At 42.1% G+C, this 18,485-nt stretch carries 18 protein-coding genes and 1 pseudogene; 13 read left to right on the top strand and 6 right to left on the bottom strand.

Annotated elements, in window-relative coordinates; all coding sequences use genetic code 11:
• Positions 1-62 precede the first annotated feature (62 nt).
• A pseudogene (locus AB4513_RS21905) lies at positions 63-896 on the bottom strand (transposase).
• A gap of 148 nt (positions 897-1,044) precedes the next feature.
• On the opposite strand from AB4513_RS21905, the gene AB4513_RS21910 reads away from it, so the two are divergent.
• From AB4513_RS21910 to AB4513_RS21965, 12 genes are all read left to right on the top strand, one after another.
• Positions 1,045-1,824, top strand: a complete 780-nt coding sequence (locus AB4513_RS21910; RefSeq protein ID WP_133151991.1) for a potassium channel family protein — start codon at positions 1,045-1,047, stop codon at positions 1,822-1,824.
• 125 nt (positions 1,825-1,949) lie between these two features.
• Positions 1,950-2,384, top strand: coding sequence for a GNAT family N-acetyltransferase (locus tag AB4513_RS21915; RefSeq protein WP_102257377.1), 435 nt, complete (start codon positions 1,950-1,952; stop codon positions 2,382-2,384).
• Positions 2,385-2,588: 204 nt separating this feature from the next.
• Positions 2,589-2,846 carry a hypothetical protein gene (locus AB4513_RS21920; RefSeq protein WP_017093519.1) on the top strand — a complete coding sequence of 86 codons (258 nt, stop codon included), beginning with the start codon at positions 2,589-2,591 and terminating at the stop codon, positions 2,844-2,846.
• Positions 2,847-3,152: 306 nt separating this feature from the next.
• Positions 3,153-3,962: a class I SAM-dependent methyltransferase gene (locus AB4513_RS21925; RefSeq protein ID WP_009846786.1), complete on the top strand. Its 810-nt coding sequence runs from the start codon at positions 3,153-3,155 to the stop codon at positions 3,960-3,962.
• A gap of 103 nt (positions 3,963-4,065) precedes the next feature.
• The gene (locus AB4513_RS21930) at positions 4,066-4,404 is read left to right on the top strand and encodes a hypothetical protein (RefSeq protein ID WP_102257378.1); all 339 of its coding nucleotides are present in this window, start codon (positions 4,066-4,068) and stop codon (positions 4,402-4,404) included.
• Between the two features lie 148 nt (positions 4,405-4,552).
• Positions 4,553-5,227 (top strand): HAD family phosphatase, encoded by a 675-nt coding sequence (locus AB4513_RS21935; RefSeq protein WP_017103061.1) that lies wholly within the window; start codon positions 4,553-4,555, stop codon positions 5,225-5,227.
• 214 nt (positions 5,228-5,441) lie between these two features.
• Positions 5,442-5,939, top strand: a complete 498-nt coding sequence (locus AB4513_RS21940) for a DUF2867 domain-containing protein (RefSeq protein ID WP_170962730.1) — start codon at positions 5,442-5,444, stop codon at positions 5,937-5,939.
• Positions 5,940-6,140: 201 nt separating this feature from the next.
• On the top strand, positions 6,141-6,677 hold the full coding sequence (locus AB4513_RS21945) for a GNAT family N-acetyltransferase (RefSeq protein ID WP_102257380.1): 537 nt from the start codon (positions 6,141-6,143) through the stop codon (positions 6,675-6,677).
• A gap of 196 nt (positions 6,678-6,873) precedes the next feature.
• On the top strand, positions 6,874-7,326 hold the full coding sequence (locus tag AB4513_RS21950; RefSeq protein ID WP_102257381.1) for a hypothetical protein: 453 nt from the start codon (positions 6,874-6,876) through the stop codon (positions 7,324-7,326).
• A 109-nt stretch (positions 7,327-7,435) separates the two neighbouring features.
• Positions 7,436-7,768 (top strand): hypothetical protein, encoded by a 333-nt coding sequence (locus AB4513_RS21955; protein ID WP_009846781.1) that lies wholly within the window; start codon positions 7,436-7,438, stop codon positions 7,766-7,768.
• A 60-nt stretch (positions 7,769-7,828) separates the two neighbouring features.
• Complete coding sequence (locus AB4513_RS21960; protein WP_102257382.1) at positions 7,829-8,110, top strand: hypothetical protein; 282 nt, start codon at positions 7,829-7,831, stop codon at positions 8,108-8,110.
• 452 nt (positions 8,111-8,562) lie between these two features.
• The gene (locus AB4513_RS21965; RefSeq protein ID WP_017093512.1) at positions 8,563-8,859 is read left to right on the top strand and encodes a hypothetical protein; all 297 of its coding nucleotides are present in this window, start codon (positions 8,563-8,565) and stop codon (positions 8,857-8,859) included.
• 149 nt (positions 8,860-9,008) lie between these two features.
• Here the strand turns inward: AB4513_RS21965 and AB4513_RS21970 are convergent, their stop codons facing one another.
• From AB4513_RS21970 to AB4513_RS21985, 4 genes are all read right to left on the bottom strand, one after another.
• A complete protein-coding gene (locus AB4513_RS21970; protein ID WP_102257383.1) occupies positions 9,009-10,517 on the bottom strand; it encodes an efflux transporter outer membrane subunit in 1,509 nt (502 codons plus the stop codon).
• Positions 10,518-10,519: 2 nt separating this feature from the next.
• Complete coding sequence (locus AB4513_RS21975; RefSeq protein WP_170962731.1) at positions 10,520-13,639, bottom strand: efflux RND transporter permease subunit; 3,120 nt, start codon at positions 13,637-13,639, stop codon at positions 10,520-10,522.
• 10 nt (positions 13,640-13,649) lie between these two features.
• Positions 13,650-14,783, bottom strand: coding sequence for an efflux RND transporter periplasmic adaptor subunit (locus tag AB4513_RS21980; RefSeq protein WP_102257385.1), 1,134 nt, complete (start codon positions 14,781-14,783; stop codon positions 13,650-13,652).
• Positions 14,784-14,883: 100 nt separating this feature from the next.
• Entirely contained in the window at positions 14,884-15,762 is an 879-nt protein-coding gene (locus AB4513_RS21985) for a LysR family transcriptional regulator (RefSeq protein ID WP_017097827.1), read from the bottom strand.
• Positions 15,763-15,995: 233 nt separating this feature from the next.
• On the opposite strand from AB4513_RS21985, the gene AB4513_RS21990 reads away from it, so the two are divergent.
• Positions 15,996-17,678 carry a methyl-accepting chemotaxis protein gene (locus tag AB4513_RS21990; RefSeq protein WP_009846773.1) on the top strand — a complete coding sequence of 561 codons (1,683 nt, stop codon included), beginning with the start codon at positions 15,996-15,998 and terminating at the stop codon, positions 17,676-17,678.
• Positions 17,679-17,825: 147 nt separating this feature from the next.
• On the opposite strand, the gene AB4513_RS21995 is transcribed toward AB4513_RS21990, so the two are convergent.
• Positions 17,826-18,485 (bottom strand): sugar transferase, encoded by a 660-nt coding sequence (locus tag AB4513_RS21995; protein ID WP_017097829.1) that lies wholly within the window; start codon positions 18,483-18,485, stop codon positions 17,826-17,828.

Consider the following 18,485-nt stretch of genomic DNA (forward strand, 5'->3'; position numbering starts at 1 on the left):
TCGTCGTCACATCTCCTCTGATTTCGTCAATGCCATTCTCCTTATTATCCAATGCCTTTCGGCTAGGTGGGTCGGCTTACTCCAACACATGCCATTTCATGTGCACAGCAAGGGCATACTCGTATCGCTTTGCTCCTTACCGGTGCTGGCACTGGCGGCATCATATAGACCAAGTTCAACAGCAACAGCTGAATACGAACTCTTAAGGCGTGTGCTTGACCACGTAAAAATCCGTAGTCTCGAACTCGCTGCAACCCTTTGGGGAGTACGTGCTGCAAAATGAGCAAGGTGCGCGTTCGCCATCCATTGGTCTGGCTCTCTTTATAGCGGAACGTGACCGTATCATCGGTGATATGGATGATGTCTTCATCAGGCAACACGCCGCGATAGAGGTAGCGAGACAAATAGCTCAATGCAACCTGACCGTATCCCACTTGCCTGCAATCGACCACCCACTGTTTGGGAATGCCACTCGGCAGCCACAACGTTGGGTGTTGATTAATAGCTTCATCTTCTGCTTCCGGTACATAGATGGGTGTGAGCTCTTCGGCTTTTAACAGCTTGGCGAGCTTTGCAGCGTCTTGTTTGTCGGTTTTAACTCTATCACCTGGCTTTTTAGGTATAAGTTATGGAGCGACGACATAGCAGCAGTGTCCAACGCTCGTCATTAAGCGATAAGTCCAGTAACCACATGGCCCTGCTTCATAGACAAAGTGCAGAGTGGCTTTTGGATACTTGGATTGCAGCTGTTTGGCCAATTTAATCAACGCGGACTTATTCGATTTAATACGACCAAGGTGTTGTGGATTTGCCCCACGATGTTCTTGTCATACAGTGACTTGAATAAATGACTTATGCGTATCTAAGCCAATAAAAATTATGCTATCTTTATTCATGCTAGCCTCCAAATTTAGTTGTTTGACGCACTAATTATGGCTCTGGCTTTAAGCTAACCCACGATATTGGAGGCTAGCACCTTTCGTGGGGGTCATTATGTCTATGTACATTACCTAGTTTTTAGATTTATATTTATTGGAGTTTGGATTGAGAAAATTTATTTGTGCAATGACTGTGTTGTTGACTTTTGTCTTACTTATAATGTACTTCCTATCTTTTATATTTAATGGTTACCTATACGAGATGGTTAAGTTAAATAAAGAACTCACGGTTGTAAGCGCGATTAGAGTGATGGTTCCTGTAGCTATATTTATATTCTATATTTGGGCGCATTTTATTTATCATAAAGATACTTACTACGAAAATAAAATAATAGATGATAGCTATAAGAAGCCAAAGATTCTTGGTATGATGATTATTATACCACTCTCTTTGATTTTCGGAGGGTTCATTGGTGAGCTAAACTCGAAAGAAAATGATTCGAGTAGTTTTTTGATGTTTATAGAGATATTGAAAGGGATGGATGTTAGATATGTTTTATTATTTGTACCTTTATTAATATTCTCAATTGCCCTACCAAAGCGTTTGTCAAAAAGTTACAATTTACCAACACTAGACTTAATTATATACACTAGTGTTTCTCTTATCGTGCCATTTTTACTTATTGGTATGTTTTTTTCGGGGGTGTACGCATTTCTTCAAATCTCTGGATATGGGTTTAGTGGAATAATATATAGTTATGATTTTATATACTTTAGTTTTGTTACCCAGACAACTCTGGGATATGGTGAAATGACGCCGACTAGTGTTTTTTCAAAGTATGTAGTCATTGCTCAATCTATTATTGGAATATTTTATATGGGTGTAGCTGTTTCTGTTACGCTGGGAGTTATCTTAGAAAATGGAAACAATCGAAAAATGGGCTAACGGTAAAGTTGGCATTAGTGCTTGAATCTGTATACATAACTAATAAGGATTAAGGTGTTGCNNTGGGGGTCATTATGTCTATGCGGTTTGGGAAAAATTGTACTTAATCTCAGGGAGGAGTTTGAGTGAAAGGCTTTAGAATTAGCACCAATAATGATGAACTTGATCTTAATGTCATTCATCAATTTGTTTCAACAAGCTATTGGGCTCAAGGTATCCCTAAGAGCGCATTGGAAAAAGCTGTACTAAATTCATTCTGTTTTGGGGTGTTTGAAAGTTCAGGCTCTCAAGTCGGCTTTGCCCGCTTGATTACTGATAAGGCAACATTTGCGTACTTAGCCGATGTATTCATTCTTGAATCTCACCGAGGGATAGGGTTGAGTAAATGGCTAGTCAAAACAGTCGTTGAACATCCTGATCTGCAAGGCTTAAGACGAATGGTTCTAGCCACGAGAGATGCTCATGGCTTGTATTCACAGTACGGTTTTAAGCCTATTGAGAACCCAGAAATACTTATGCAAATCTGGCATCCGAACATTTATAACAAATCAACCGCATAACAAACTGTTTAAGGGGGATTCGCAACGCGTGGCATTTTTACTGTGTGTTGGTTTTAGTGATTAAGGTGTTTGCAGTAGCTTCGGTATTGCGTTGTTCACGCTTTAACTTTTCGTTATAAGCTATTGCATTTGTTAAGTATTTCAAAGTATGCGTAAAAGGTTCTAAGTATTATTCTTTCTTTAGTTATGTAAAGCGGGTTACTTATGGGCTCATCATCTCGCAGTAAATCGGTTGCACTTATATCGAGTGTGTTTTTTGTTATAGGTCTTTTATCAATGAACATTGATGGGTTCGGTTTAGCGCCCATATTTGTTGTGTTGATATCCTTCTTTATGCTTATTATTCATAGTTTTCTGCACTTTAGCGGTCGTAAAAATAGCGATGTATTTAATGCTTATGAAGAGTCAGCTAAAACTAAGGCAGCAGCACTAGAGTCTGGGCTGAATAATAAAAATAAGTAATACGGTCAAGCTAGTTCGCTTATAACAAGCGATGCAATTTTATAGACCAGTTAGCTATTTTTGCTACTCGCTTCAACGCCTATACGTATGAGTTGGATATTTGCTATTGTAGTCAGTAGTTTATAGCGAGTTACTAACTTCTGAAGTATAACTTTACCATCTGGGTCTACGGCATGAAGATTAAAGCGGTTTTTAGTTAGGGCGATACCTTTAAGTATCGTTCTAATAACAAATTTAAGTCGACTGTGTAGTGGTAGCGTTGTCAGCTACTTAATTGGGTGCTCACTGGCAAAGGGGATGTGAACAATGGAAGAATTGATAGCCCAATATACGGGTGCAAACGAAGATGAAAGGCTAACTCGGCAATATATTGCTCAGTTAGAGTTTGATACTACGATACATAAACTCACACCTTATTTACTTAAAGGAAAATCAGTATGTGAGTTAGGAGCAGCAACGGGGCGCTATTCCTTACATTTTGCAAAATTAGGTTGTGATGTTACAGCAGTAGAACTTGCGCCTGACCAAGTGAAGATTTTAAATACTAAAGTAAAATCTGAAGGTCTTGAGTTAAAAGTGTTTGAGGGTAATGCTTGTGATGTGTCATTTATCGAAAGTAGCTCTCAAGACGTTTGTGTAATTCTTGGGCCTTTGTACCACCTAAAAACTCTGCATGAAAGAGAGCTTGCGGTTAATGAAGCACTAAGGATTTTAAAGCCAAATGGTGTACTAGCCATAGCCTATATTTCACGTTTCTTTGTCGCTGGTATGTTTGCCCAACAATTTCCAGAGCTAGTCACTCCGGAGGTGCTTTTAGAGTTAAATAAACATGGCACGGTATCAAACGCTAAAGCCGATAGTTTTTTCAAGGTCGGGTATTTCGCAACGCCTAGTGAAATTGAAAATCTTGTAAACAAAAATGGGTTTAATGTAATTGGACACGCAGCAACAGATGGATTTGGACGTTACATATCTAACGGTGTTAATAACTTTACGCCATCCCAATATCAGACATGGTTAGATTATCATTTGGCAAATTGCGACGAAGCAAGCCTTTTGGGATCAAGTAATCATGGTTTAGTGATCGCTAGAAAAGCCAGTTCACAAAGCAGTTAAGTCGGATTCATAAACGTGTGCCGATTCCGTTTCGCTTCATTATGGCACTCGTACACTCACCGTTTATTGGGACGTTAGCTGTTCTATTGGTATCAGAGGGAATATGTTTAAATTCGTAAGGTTGATAGTGCTATCAAATTTATTAGCACTGCTAATTGTAGTTACTTTCGAGTATTTCACAGGCTATTTGAAACTAGCATTTTCTAGTGATTATGCGTTCTATTCAATGCTAATTCTTCTTGCTCTGGGTTCACTTTTGTCTTTTTCCGGTCTTAAGGTCGGATATAGTGACCCTAGTAACATGGCTGGCGTTTCTGCTAGTTCGTTAATTGAAAACGAGTCTGCTAAATCAACCATTGTGACAAAATTAGAGAGTACGTCTGTTGGGCACAGCTTATTGCTCGCTAGTTTGTTGCCACTACTTTATTGCCTACTATCGTAGCCATCACCTAATAGATTGTTTAACTGGATTCCAAAACGCTCGGCACTTTTGTAATGGTCGGCTTTTGTGGGTAAGGTAGTCATATTAGTTTGGTTGCATTGTTTTTTTCACTGGTTAACTAGGCTTATACGAGATTGAAAAATCTAACATGGAGAGTGAATTGAAAGATTACGAAGTTTATCTGTTCGATATGGACGGAACATTAGTAAATTCAGAGCCTTTAAAGGGCAAAGCGTTAGCATTAGCTTGTTTAGATTATGGCGCACACGTAGACCACAACATTTACAAAGATGTTATGGGGGAAAGTTGGCAGGTTGTAACGGGTCACTTTTTTGAAAATGCTAATATTGCTCCTGACTTAGAAGAGTTTAATTACCACTTTCGAGCTCATTACGAACAGATGCTCAATGATGGTCTTGAGCTAAATGTTGGGGCTAAGGCTTACATAGAACAGTTAAAACTAGCAGGGAAAAAGTGTGGAGTTGTTAGTTCAGCAGCAACATGGATGGTTGATAATATTTTAACCTCGTTGCAGCTAGAGAATGCTTTTGACCTTGTTATCACACAGGAGCATGTAACTAAGCATAAACCGGATCCTGAAGCCTATACTTTAGCTCTTGGTAGATTAGCGGCTTCACCTGGCCAAACAATTGTGTTTGAAGATTCCACAGCGGGTATTCGTGCTGGTAAATCTAGTGGCTGTGATGTCATTGCTGTTAAGCATAGCTTTAATGGTAAAAATGATCTAAGCGGTGCAGTTAAAGCAATCAGTACATATGAGGAATTGCCCCGTATAAAAAACGAGTATGAGATTAGTAATTAAGATCGAGTAACTGACTTTTAAGTATTGCCTTGCCATGTTGGTCTGCGGCATGAAGGCTAAAGTGTTTTTTAGTTAGAGTGATACCGCTGAAGTAAGAATCATCAGACATGTTACCTCCGGTGTAATCCCACTTAAGTGTGGCAGTTCCTCAGGAGGGGGAGTCCATATTAGTCGCTATGGCGCATTGTCGACTTTTCATCATCAAGGAGAGTTTATGTCTATACCCAAGAAGTCACTATTGAGCGAGTATTCCAAAAATTCATATTTCTGTGATAGCTTTTCAAAAAAAATAAAATACAACAACCAAACTGCTATTGAAGTATTTCTTGAAATAGCAACTCAAACACCGACTTGGATTGCATTTCTGATGTCTACGAGAAACTGGGTTGTATCGAAACTCGGTTTAAAAAATTTGGGTGGTCTACAAGATGTATCCCGAGATAAATTAGGTTCAGAATATGTAGTAGGCGAACGAGTCGGTATTTTTACACTGGTCAGTTCAACTGAGAATGAAGTTGTATTAGAAGACTGTGATAAACATCTTAATGTCCGAGTTTCTTTTCTTATTGAGCCTGAAGGAGAAACCGTGATTGTTCACGCAAATACCGTGGTTCATGTGAATAATGTGTTTGGTAAGATCTATATGTTCTTCGTTACGCCATTTCATAAAATAATAGTACCAAGCACCCTGAAAGGGTTAGAACAGGCATAACAAATAGGGATTGAGTATGAATACGATACTTTAATTGACTAGGTGAAAGCTATAAATCAAGAAATATAGCGAGTAATTTAAGCCGACAGTTAACACTTGGCAGTTTCAGTTCGGCTTTGCTTTAGTGATTTAGATGGTAGATTTGAGTGTATTTGGTTACGTTATTGGGCGTTAGCTTACAACGATGAAAAGGAACTTTCGATGTTTAAAATTGAGACAAAGCGGCTGATTATTAGGGATATGAATCCTGGCGATGAAAATGCTTTCGTGGCGATGTCTCAAGATGCCAAATATCAGCGTTTCTATGATGAAAGTGACTGTGATCCTATTAAATATAAAGAGTTAACCAACTTGTTTATAGCCCAGGCTTCTGAAGAACCAAGGAAATCATATCAACTCGCAGTTGAATATAAGAGCACAGGGCAGTTCATTGGTACTGTTTGTTTGCGTTTAGAAGACAATCAGCAAGCTTCAATGGGGTGTGCGTTTTCAAGACAATATCAAGGCCATAAGTTAAGCAATGAAGCGGCTCTCGCTTTGGCTGATTTTGGTTTTTCAACATTGGGTGTACACCGCATTTATGCGGAGACAATCAGTAAGAATTTACCTGCCATTAAGCTTTGTAAGTCTTTAGGTATGCGTCAAGAAGCGCACTTTAGAGAGCATCGTTTTTTCAAAGGGCGGTGGTGGGATACCGTAGTTTTGGCTGTCCTGCGATCCGAATGGGTCAAGGCATAGCCAAGTGGCTAATGTAGATTCGATGTGCTTTATAAACAAGGTTTAGATCCGGAACGAGGTTATTCTGGTTTGATACTTTGGTTCGGTAGTATCAAGGTGAAGCTACTTGGTTTTGGGGAATCTACTTTCATTACTTGCCACTATTATTTAGAAAGGCCGCAGTAAGATAGCTGTTGGCTAGGTAATTGGTTGTTCGTTGTCTATAGGAGATATAACTGTGTTTTATAGTAAGGAATACAACAAGGGGTTGTTGCTCATCCTTGTTTCGATAAGTGCTTTCATTGTCATTACGTCTGATAATAACTCCGGAACATTCATCGCTCACGCCATCAACGGGTTAATTGCTTTGCTCTTTTTCTCCATGACAATTGAGGTCAAAGGCAATGCATTGAGCTGGTATTTCGGTTTTGGTTTTTGGCGTAAGAATGTAGAAGTGTCAGACATAACGGAGACATCGTTTTATCAAAGCAAGTGGTATCAAGGTATTGGCATCCGCATGTTGAGCGATGGTTGGTTATATAATGTATCGATAGGTTCAGCGCTGAAGTTAAGCCTAAGCAATGGAAAGCATGTTTACATTGGTTGTAAGGATACAGACGGTTTAAATACGGCCTTGAAAGCTGCTAACGAACAGATAACTCAAAAGTGATTTACGAGGCTTGGCACTTTTCGTTTAAAGTTTGACTAATGTTTAAGGTCATATGGTTTTGGGCAGTAGCGTTGCTCGGACCGTAAACGTGATGTTGACAGGGAGAGTTATGAATCAACAAGAAGCCTTTATAGGTTTTGCGGTTTATGGGCTTATCAGTAGCTCAATTGGCTTTTTTACGTTTTTTATTATCAAAGGTGCGAAGTACAAACAAACATTGTGGACTTTGCAGTCTGTTGTTTTTGGTATCTTCTCGATTGGTTTTATCTATAGCTCAGGTGGTAATGGGTCAGAATTATTGGTCTGGGTTCCGCTGGTTATCTTGACGTCTATTTACAATATCCACTCATTGAAATTTTGTGTTTCTTGTGGAAAAACTAACGTAAGAAAAAGAGGATTATCATCCATAAAATCATGTAGTGGATGTGGTAATGCTTTATAGTAAAACTACGATATACCAGACGTTTGTTCATTTTTAGTTTCAGCCTTAAAAGGAAGTTGTATGAATTTAGATAAAGCTAAAAAACGCATCGCAAAGCAGGTTAAAAAAGGCGACAACGGATACCCAAAAATCACGCTAGCGTATTACGGAACGACAAAAGATCTCGCAACGGAAGTTTCGGTTCAATTTATGTTGGGTGAGAGCGATGGTGTTCAAGAGGAGCGTTTCTCTTGCGAAACAGAAATTCGAGATAATGAGTTAATCCAGACAACGTTACTCAAGATAATCGAGCGAGCGAATGTTAACTCAGTGATTGAAGGTGAAGGCGTGACGGTTCTTTAGTTTGCTTTGAGTCTAAGCGTTTGTTTATTAATGTCGGTTTGGAACCTAATTCAGTCAGCGAACTTAGGTTATAACGAAATTGTCTATATACGTGCTTAAAGGAATAGGGAAATGCAAGAAAATGACACTGTATTACGATGTGGAAACTGTAATAAGAAAACGTCACACATCAGGTTAAGCGCGTCCGAAGTGAAGTTAAAACAGCAGGAGAAAAACACCCTCAAGTCACGAATTCTAAATATTGCATTCGGCGTGTTATTGGGTTCACATAAATCAAAATCAAAAATTAGCTACTTCAAGTGCTCGGTTTGTCATGCTGAGTACGATGATAGCGAAAGCGCTCCCCATGGTTGGGGCTAATTGGCCTTGTTGCTATGAACTCACTTCTCAACGTTTATCGTGAAGGTTTGCCGATTATTGGTATGATGCCTCTATAGTCTTCAAGAGGTTTTATGATGTTGAAAATGAAAAGTAGTGTACTTGCGGTGTGTTTATTCGGTTTTAGCATGGGTGCTACCGCTTCAACACTAGAAGAGTGTGCCAAACTCCTTCCTGATGGTCACACGTATAAAGTAGAGATCATTTTAGACGTAGATAAGACTGATAAGGAGCCAACGGTTACTGGTAGTTTTGGGGTGACGGGTGGAGCCGATGCGCCAGAGACTTTCGATATCGGTGATTTTGTCGAGTGTGCTGGCCCTTTGATCAAAACCGTAGATACAGGCAGCAACGAAGCGTCTAATTCCTAGTCAGTGGTTATCTTGTTGGTCAGCTCATTAGCCAGTTAACGAATTCATAAAAATACCGCCTTAATCAACGGCGGTATTTTTTATTACGCTTATTACATCATTCAGCACAGAACCAGAGAACATTCAGCAGAGAACATAGAGCAGAAATACTAGTTAACGTGAGCTAATTCGACACTCTGCGTTTCGTTCGCCACCTTCCAATCTCCTCCTAAGGCTTTATATACTGCAATCGTAGTATTGGCGGTTTGAAGCTTGGCGGCTACTTGGCGATCTTGCATCGCTTTTTGTTGTCTTTGTGCGTCTAACACCGACAAGTAATCGACTAGCCCCGCTTTGTATAGCGACTTTGCCTTGCTCACCGCGTTATCAACGGCAAGGGTAGCTTCATTGATGCGCTTTTGGTTCTCTTGGCTACGGCCATAGGCAAACAAGCTTGAATCGACTTCTGCAAAGGCGCTGTCGACAGAGTGTTGGTAGTTAAGCGCTGCAGAACGGAACCTTGCTTCGTTCATTTCTACCATGGCTTCGCCTCGGCCACCATCGAATACATTCCAACTGATACCGGCAGAAGCAGCCCAACCGAATGAGTCGCTACTGAACAGATCATCAAAGCTTCCTGCCGTCACACCTGGCGTACCCGTTAGGAAGAACTTTGGATAGCGATTAGCAATGCTTGCACCAAGTTCTTCGTTAATGGCTGCCATTTCGCGTTCTGCGATTCGGATATCTGGGCGTCGTTCTAATAAGTCAGAAGGTAAGCCTGTCGGAATTACATCGTTCATTCGCGGAAGGGTGAATTCACCGACTAAACGTTGGTTTACGCTCGTGAGTGATTCGCCTAACAACACCGCCATACGTTGTTTGTGAACTTGCTCTGCTATTTCAAGTTGAGGAACAATAGATTCAGTCGCCGCAAGCATGGCTTTGGCTTGAGCAAGATCTAACTCAGACCCGTAGCCGCTGCGAACCACTTTGGTGACCAATTCTAAAGTCTGCTTTTGGTCGGCTATGTTCTCTAGTGCGATCATTTTTCGCTCTTGCGCGCCACGATATTGCAGGTAGTTGTGAATGACATCGGCAGTGATCAAGGTGTTCAAGCCTGATTGGAATATCTCGGCTTGTTCAACTCGAATCGTCGCTGCGTTGGATTGTTTGTCGATACGTCCAAACAAGTCCATTTCCCACGCGATGCTCGCACCTAAGAACCCACCATCGTGTTGGGCTTCAAGTAACGACATGCCCGTTGCTGACTCAACCGCATCAGAGGCACCAAATACCGGGCCGAGTAGGGAGTCGTTCTCACTCAGTTGGTAGTTGTAATAACCGCCGCCGACATTGATGGTTGGGACTTTGAATGATTCAACAACGCTTTTGTATGAGTTCGCCATGTTGATTCGCTCGGCGGCCAGTTTAAGTGGGATGTTCTGGTTTTGAACATCGGCCACTAACTGATTGAGCGTTGGATCATTGAACTGTGTCCACCAATGATTGTGATGTTCGTTTTGGCTCACGCCGTCTTGGTTCACATCACCTTGGCTATATAAGAATGTCTCTGCCATGGTCGTTTGCGGTTCTTCGTAATTTGGGCCAACCGCGCAACCTGTCAGCAACAAGGCGAGCGCTATAGGAGCGACTTTAAACTTAGTTAATGGATGCATGTTTATTGCTCCTTGTTGAATGAAGTTGTATTGCCGCTGTTTGAAGGCTGAGGTGTTGCATCAAGCACAATCACGGCGTCTTTGATTGCTTCTGCTACTGTCTTTTTTTCTTCAGTTCGATAGAAAAGCTTGTACAGCGCAGGCATCACAAACAGAGACAACACGGTTGCTGCAGCTAAGCCACCGATAATGGTTGCCGCCATCTGGTCAAACAGTAGGTCGCTTAACAACGGGATCATGCCAAGTGCTGTAGTCAGTGCCCCCATTGAAATCGCCATTGTGCGGTTCACGGTTGCTTCTTTGATGGCGTCAGATAGTGATCGCCCGTTTTTACGTTCAAGTTCTATTTGGTCCATCAATACAATGCCGTTTTTGATGATCATACCTGTTAAGGTTACGGCGCCAATCAATGCCATAAATCCGAATGGTTTATCCAATAGCAATAAGCTGAATGTGGCACCCGTCGCTGCTAGCGGTAGGGTAGTGAAGATAATCACGGGTTGTTTGAATCCGTTAAACATCGCCACCAAGATGATGATCATTAACAAGATTGCTTTAGGTAGCTGTTTAAGAATATCGCTGACGGCTTTGTGCTCGTCGTAATATTCGCCCCCCCATTCAAGGCTATAACCATCAGGCAAATGAATCGCTTCAATTTGCTCTTTGACGGAGTTCCTCACCGCTGCTGGTGTGGTGTAACGACCGACACCTGCTTGTGCTGTGATGGTTTTTACACGGTCACGGCGCCAAATCATGGTTTCTTCACTGCTTAATTCAAATCCATCGACAACTTGGCCAAGTGGAACACTGTGGATGCCCAACAGAGATCGAACGGGTAACGTTTCCAATGACTGAATCGAACTCTCTGTGCCTCGCAGTTGAATTGTGACCAGTTCATCGTTTAAGTTCATACGACCCAAGGGCATGCCTTCTGAAGCTCGCTTCATCGCGAACGCAATATCCGCGCGGTTTATACCTGCGGTGCGCATCTTTTCTTGGTTGATGACAGGCTCAAATACTTTACTTTTCTGTCGCCAGTCGTCACGAACGTACTTGGTGTCTGGGTGTACTGCGAAGATTGCTTTTGCTTGCTCTGATAAGCCATGTAAGACCTCGGCATCAGGGCCTGAGAAACGAGCTTCAACGCTGAATTTATCCGCCGTCGCCAATTTTAAGCTTCTAAAGCGAGGGTCTGCGTTCGGAAACTCTTCCATTAACCATTTATCACCGCGTGCAATCAATGGGCTTAGTGACGGAAAATCAGTCGCATTAATCAAAATCTGACCGTAAGCCGGATCGAACGGTTCTGGCTCTATAGTCACGGAGAAGCGAGGAGCACCTGCGCCAACATAGGTTGAAATACTTTCGACTTCCGGCTGTTCCAACAACCATTGTTCGATTCGCTTCATGTCTTCTGAGGTTTGTTCAACCTTGGCACCGTTCGGTAGCCAGTAATCTAGGAACAGGATCGGTCGGTCGGCTTGTGGAATAAAGTTAACGGCAATGTTCGGGATAGCTAATGCAGTCACTAATATCAACGGAACCAAAGCGCTCAATGCTTTAAGCGGATTATCGACAGTCCAGTTGACACTCTTACGGTATAAGCTGACTTTGGTGTTATCAGCTTGCTTGGTTGGCTTGATGAAGAACCAACACATCAAGGCCGTGAAGGTCATCGCAACTAGCCAAGACAGTAACAATGACGACGCGATGATAAGGAATACCGAGCTTGCGAACTCAGCAGCATCGGTTTTTGAAAAAATTACAGGGCTCGCACCCATGATAGCGATAACTGTCGCACCAAAGAGTGGTGTTGCTGTCTCTTTAACAGAGTCAATCGCGGCTTTAGTGCGGTCGATGCCTTTGTTGATTTTCACAATCATCATGTCGGTGATGACAATGGCGTTATCTACCAACATGCCGAGGGCAAGAATGAAGGTACCTAGAGAAACTCGGTGTAAGTCAATCGAAGTCATGTTCATGTAGATAAGCGTCAACAAGATAGTCAGCAGGAGGCTCGAACCGACGATGGTTGCACTTTTTAATCCCATGAATACCGACAAGACGATAAATACAATCGCGACACTTTCTAATAAGTTACTTACGAAGTTGTCGATCGATTTCTGAACTTCTTCAGGTTGATTAGCAACTGTCGCAATATCAACACCTAGTGGTAAGGTTGTTTGAAAATCGTTGACGATCTGATTGATTTCATCGCCAAGTGATACCACGTTAACACCGGTGACTGGGCTCATCGCTAATGTGACTGCAGGTACGCCGTTGTAGCGGTTTTCTGTCATCATTGGCTCTTGGTAACCCATTGTGATGTCAGCGATATCGCCTAAGCGAATTAAACTGGTTCCCAATTCACTTACGCCGCCTTTGATCATCAGGTTTTTGATGTCGTCTAACGAACTGAACTCACTCGACTGTTGAACTCGGATTCGCTCAGTACCTACTGAAAACTTACCCGCATCAAACGTCATGTTTTGCGTATTCAACTGCGACCAAACTTGTGTGATAGATAGGCCGTATTGCGCCAACCTTTCATCTGGGATATCGATATGAACAACGCGTGGTTGAACACCATGCAGTTCAATCTTCTTAATACCATCGACGGTTTTAATTCTGCGTTGGAGTTCTTCTGCGTAACGTCTTAGTTCAGCTGGCGATGCATCTTTACTGTGGATAGAGAAAAGCATGCCGTAGACTTCAGAGAATTCGTCTTGTACGACACTGATCTGTGCAGTTGAAGGTAGCAATAACTTCATATCAGACACTTTACGGCGTAATAAGTCCCACTCTTGAGGAAGTGCTTTTGAATTAAGAGACTCTTTTAGGTCGACAAATACCATCGACATGCCGGGGCGCGATAAAGATCGAAGCCGATTAAGTGTCGCCATTTCTTGGAGTTTGGTTTCGACGGTGTCGGTGACTTGTTGTTCCACTTCTTCCGCAGAAGCGCCAGGGTAGAGCGTTACAACGACGGCCGTCTTTATGGTGAAGCTTGGGTCTTCAAGTTTTCCAAGCTCAAAATAAGAAAACAGGCCTGCGATGACACTCAGTGCAGTGAAAAACAGGATGAAGGTGCGTTGTTTGATTGCAAAATCAGCTAGATTCATCATGGTTCACCTACAGGCTTTTAACTTGAATATTGGAGAAGTACTGTCCTTCCACCACGTATTGCGCGCCACTCACGACCACGAAGTCGCCATCATTGAGCGTCGATTCAACACACACGGTGTTTTTGGACATAGAAATCACATCCACGGTCACGCCATGAGCTTGTTCATTTTTAACAGTGAATACTTGCTCGATACCCGTTTGGTTGACTAACGCAGAATAGGGCAAACAGAAATTACTGCTCGCTTCTCCAAGTTGAGTCGTCAATGTGACCGCTTTTCCAGGTAATACCGATTTGTCAGTGGAGTCGACATGGTAAGTAACCGCATAGGTCTGCTTGATTGGGTGAGGTGACGTCGAAATTTCAGCGGCATAACCAACTAGTTTAGTCTCTGAACCATACCAATCTATGACAGAAGTTTGATTTGGTTTGAACTCATGAATCAAATTTTCAGGTACTTGAATTTTAACTTCAAGTTTATCTGGATTGTGGATTGTGAACACCGAGATGCCCGGCATTACTTGTTCGTACTGGTCAAAATTTGATGCCGCAACCACACCATCGAAAGGGGCGAGCAATTGGGTATAACGAATCGAATCTTTCGCACGGCGTATATTCTGTTCTACGACTTTAACCGCCGCTTCACTTCGCTCGTACCCGCTGATTGCACGGTCTAGGTTAACATCGGCAATCGCATTATCAGCGATGGCTTGTTTTACTCGTACAAGTTCGGATGTCGCCAATTTGTGTGCAGATTTAGCTTCAAGGGCTCGTGCTTGTAACTCTTCTAACGCGACTTGATAGTCATGAGGGTCTAGTTGCGCAAGGGGTTGGCCTTTCTTTACTGAATCACCAACAGAGACCATCATATTTTGAATAGTGCCAGGCACACGAAACGCAACGCCAGCCGTTTCCGATGATTGTATCTTGCCAGTAAAAGACTTTTCAGCCGTATGTGAAAGAGGTTCAAGTTGAATCACTTGAATTGGTCGAGCTTGTTTTTGAGGCGCAGTCGCCTCTGAGTCATTACAGCCAAACAGGGCGGTTAAGCTTAGTGCAATGACTGTATATTTGAATATAGGTGTCTGTTGAAAAGTAGACGAACGTTGAAAAATAGATGAATGTTGAAAGATAGGCTTCATGGATTGCTCCTCTTGAATTTATGAAGCGATTCTATCTTTCTATTTCGTTAGGATAATCTAGCCTGCTCGTGAAACACTGTCACAATATTCATTACAATAGTTAGAGTTTCGGAAGTTCTTGTAATAGAAAATCAATCAAAAGCTGTGCTGAATGGCTTAACGCTTTACGCTGAGGGTAGAGCAACCATGCTTCTTCTTTTTGAAGATTGTCGTCGGGGAATAGGTTAATCAAGCTACCGTCTTTGAGCTGATGTCGCACCAAAAGTTCTGGTAACAACGCGATACCTCTATGTCGAATAACACCGCCTTTAACAAAGCCAATGCTGTCACTGACGACCGAAGGTTCTACTTTGATGGTGTGATCTTTGATGTCCCATTCTTTATCGATGTCCCCACTTGGCCACCTGAAGCAAACAAATGGGTAATTAGTGAGCTCTCTTAGGCTTGAAGGCTTGCCTTGTTTCTCAATAAATTCAGGGCTTGCGACAAAAATACGTTGAAGAACCATCACTTTACGGGCAACCACGTTTGCATCGCTCAACGTACCACCATGCATAGCGAGGTCTAACCCTTGACGGTACATGTCGACAAAGCCGTTACTAATGTTGCGAATATCAAGCTCAACTTTAGGATACATATCTTGGAATTTAAACAGAGTCGACTGCATGATATCGCTGGTTTCAGGCAATAGACCAATCTTAATTTGTCCGTGTGCAACCTCTGACAGGTTGGAAGCGACATGGTTTGCTTTGTCGAGCGCACTCAATGCATTGAGTAATTCTTTGTAATAGAGCTCGCCAGATTTGGTTAAGGAGAGGCTTCGTGTGGTTCTAAAGAACAGTTGAATGCCGAGAGATTTCTCAAGGTCGTTAATTCTACGGCTAACGTTAGCTCGCGGAAGGTCAAGAGCATTAGCGGCGGCAGTAAAACTACCCAGTTCGACAACGGTGGTGAACAACTTAAGATCTTCGATTTTCATAGGGTTGGTTTCGAATTTGGGTATTGGATGACAACAGTTATCGTATATCAAATAGTACATAAAATCGAAAAAACAACGAATAATTAATAACCTATTGGTGTGTATGAGACACATGTACTCAGGTGACTTAATGAAAAACGAAATCACCTCATCGATACAATCAATAAGTACGGCGTTTATTTAAAAGTATGCATGATGTAATATCTTCGCGAATATAATGTTTGAGACTACTTATGTATAATTTATCTATGAAAATGAAGATGCTTTTGTCTGCAATTGTACCAGCGATGTTGGTTGCGATTGTGACTCTAGTCATTGTTATTAACTCCCAACTATCGGCTCTTGAATATGAAATTCAAGACTACCAAACGGTCTTAACCGATGAACGTAAGAACAATATTGAAGATGCAGCTACTATCGCTCAATCTGTAGTTGAAGATGTAGTTCGACGTTTTGGTACAGGTCAAGAAGCACAAGAAGCGGTTAGATTCGCGTTAAAAGAAGCGCGTTTTTCTAATGGCAGCGGATACTTCTTTGTGTTCGACGAAAACGATCACTACATTGTTCACAGTCTAAAGCCCCAACTTGAAGGTAAAGATGGCGGCGGTTTAAAAGATCCGAATGGCATCAAAATCACGGTTCGCCTACATGAACAGGCGACAAGAGGTGGTGGTTTCATTGAATACATTTACGACAAGCCTGGATCGTCTGTCCCTCAACCAAAAATTGCGTACGCTGCTCCTATTTCTGGAACAGGTTGGTTCTTAGGAACGGGTCTGTATATTGATGACATTGCTAAGGCTACAGAGGTTTACCGTCAAGAAGCCAGTGAGCGTATGGAAACGCAAATTTCAACAATTGTCATTACTGCGCTTGCATTAGTAGCCCTAACTTGTCTGATCATGTCTTATGTCGCTTCGCGCATGATTGCCCCAATCAAAGACATGCTTAACACCTTTATCGACATTGCAAATGGTGAAGGTGATCTTACCCATCGAATTAATGTGTCGGGTACAGATGAAATTGGACAATTAGGTAAAGCATTTAACCAGTTTATCGGCAAGCTCCACAATATTATTACTGATGTTTCGAAAGCTACAAATAATGTTACGACGGCCACTGACCAAATAAGTAGCCAAACGGTTCACCTAAGTAATCAACTTCAAGAGCACAACCACGAGACAGAGCAGGTGGTGACAGCTGTTACTGAGATGAGTAGTACAGCAAACGAAGTGGCACAAAGTGCTCATCAAGTGGCTAGTGCAACGAATGAAGCTAACAATGACGCTCATAATGCTCAAAACCTTGTGCAAAAGTCGACGCAATCTATTGGCTCTTTAGAACAGAATGTGGTGACCACAAGTCAACACATGAATTCACTCCACGACCAGTCTAAAAAGATAGATGGTGTGTTACAGGTTATTGGCGAGATTGCAGAACAAACTAACTTACTAGCACTAAACGCAGCGATCGAAGCCGCGCGAGCAGGTGAGCAAGGTCGAGGCTTTGCTGTAGTAGCAGACGAAGTACGTAACCTTGCAAGTAGAACTCAAGGTAGTACGTTAGAGATTAAGACCATGCTTGATGAACTTCATAAGTTGGTTGAACAAGCGGTCTCTTCGATGGGTGAAAGTAGCAATACTTGTCAGGATGTTGTGACTTCATCAAATGATATATCAGCGGGTTTAAATGATGTTAGCACCGCTGTAGCCTCAATCAATGCAATGACCGACCATATAGCAACTGCGGCAACAGAGCAAAGCTCAGTAACGGAAGAGATAAACCGTAACTTGGTGACTATACGTGACATTGTAAGTTCACTGCTGATATCGAGTGAAACATCAAGTACCGCTGTGGATGAACTTAAACAGGCTGGTGGGCAATTAAGCCAACTTGTTGGTCAATTTAAGCTTTAGATACTAAATAAGCATAAACACTCCAATATAAATTAAAAGTGGCGACCAATTGTTAAGCAATTTGGTCGCCACTTTCTATCAAGCGTCAAGAGTTACATATCCTTAAGTAGACTATAAAAAACATCCATCACCGCGAACACATCTCACCTATTGTCCACGTCCATCGACCATTACTATGATTGTTTTAGAAATGATGCTGAGATCAGCCACAATCCAAGATTTCATAGAGCACAGACTCAGTGCATAACTGTGGTCAAAGCCCACTTTACGACGTACATCATCAATACAGGTATCATAACCTTGATTTACTTGTGCTAGCCCAGTAATACCGGGCATTACGCCGTATGTACGGTCAGCAAAGTAGGGGATTTCGTTCTCTAGTTTGGTGTAAAAAGTAGGGCGTTCAGGACGTGGGCCAATTAGAGACATCTCACCTTTCAATACATTGATCAGTTGTGGCAACTCATCAAGACGCGTCTTTCTTAAAAATCGGCCAACGGGTGTGATTCGTGGGTCATTCGCCGTAGCCCAAACGGCACCAGAACGCGTTTCTGCATCTTCGTACATACTACGGAATTTCATGATCTCAAAGATTTCCATTTTCTCCGGTGTCGATTTACCAACACGCAGTTGACGGTAGAAAATCGGGCCACGAGAAGTGAGTACAATAGCCATCGCAATCAATGGAAATACGGGCGCTAGCAAAATCAAAGCAATCAGTGAACTCACGAAATCGAAAGTACGTTTAGCACGTGAGATTTTGTATTGGTATAAGTTTTGAGTAGATAGCTGTTCAATGTTCATCAT

It is taken from the genome of Vibrio sp. 10N.222.54.E6 (assembly GCF_041473955.1).
Lineage (GTDB): Bacteria > Pseudomonadota > Gammaproteobacteria > Enterobacterales > Vibrionaceae > Vibrio > Vibrio tasmaniensis_A.

Bases quoted from the DNA above. Each gene is read 5' to 3' on its own strand.
- AB4513_RS21920 (WP_017093519.1), top strand. From the start codon at position 2,589: ATGGGCTCATCATCTCGCAGTAAATCGGTTGCACTTATATCGAGTGTG.
- AB4513_RS21925 (WP_009846786.1), top strand. From the start codon at position 3,153: ATGGAAGAATTGATAGCCCAATATACGGGTGCAAACGAAGATGAAAGG.
- AB4513_RS21930 (WP_102257378.1), top strand. From the start codon at position 4,066: ATGTTTAAATTCGTAAGGTTGATAGTGCTATCAAATTTATTAGCACTG.
- AB4513_RS21935 (WP_017103061.1), top strand. From the start codon at position 4,553: ATGGAGAGTGAATTGAAAGATTACGAAGTTTATCTGTTCGATATGGAC.
- AB4513_RS21940 (WP_170962730.1), top strand. From the start codon at position 5,442: ATGTCTATACCCAAGAAGTCACTATTGAGCGAGTATTCCAAAAATTCA.
- AB4513_RS21945 (WP_102257380.1), top strand. From the start codon at position 6,141: ATGTTTAAAATTGAGACAAAGCGGCTGATTATTAGGGATATGAATCCT.
- AB4513_RS21955 (WP_009846781.1), top strand. From the start codon at position 7,436: ATGAATCAACAAGAAGCCTTTATAGGTTTTGCGGTTTATGGGCTTATC.
- AB4513_RS21960 (WP_102257382.1), top strand. From the start codon at position 7,829: ATGAATTTAGATAAAGCTAAAAAACGCATCGCAAAGCAGGTTAAAAAA.
- AB4513_RS21965 (WP_017093512.1), top strand. From the start codon at position 8,563: ATGATGTTGAAAATGAAAAGTAGTGTACTTGCGGTGTGTTTATTCGGT.
- AB4513_RS21970 (WP_102257383.1), bottom strand. From the start codon at position 10,517: ATGCATCCATTAACTAAGTTTAAAGTCGCTCCTATAGCGCTCGCCTTG.
- AB4513_RS21975 (WP_170962731.1), bottom strand. From the start codon at position 13,639: ATGAATCTAGCTGATTTTGCAATCAAACAACGCACCTTCATCCTGTTT.
- AB4513_RS21980 (WP_102257385.1), bottom strand. From the start codon at position 14,783: ATGAAGCCTATCTTTCAACATTCATCTATTTTTCAACGTTCGTCTACT.
- AB4513_RS21985 (WP_017097827.1), bottom strand. From the start codon at position 15,762: ATGAAAATCGAAGATCTTAAGTTGTTCACCACCGTTGTCGAACTGGGT.
- AB4513_RS21990 (WP_009846773.1), top strand. From the start codon at position 15,996: ATGTATAATTTATCTATGAAAATGAAGATGCTTTTGTCTGCAATTGTA.
- AB4513_RS21995 (WP_017097829.1), bottom strand. From the start codon at position 18,485: ATGATGAACATTGAACAGCTATCTACTCAAAACTTATACCAATACAAA.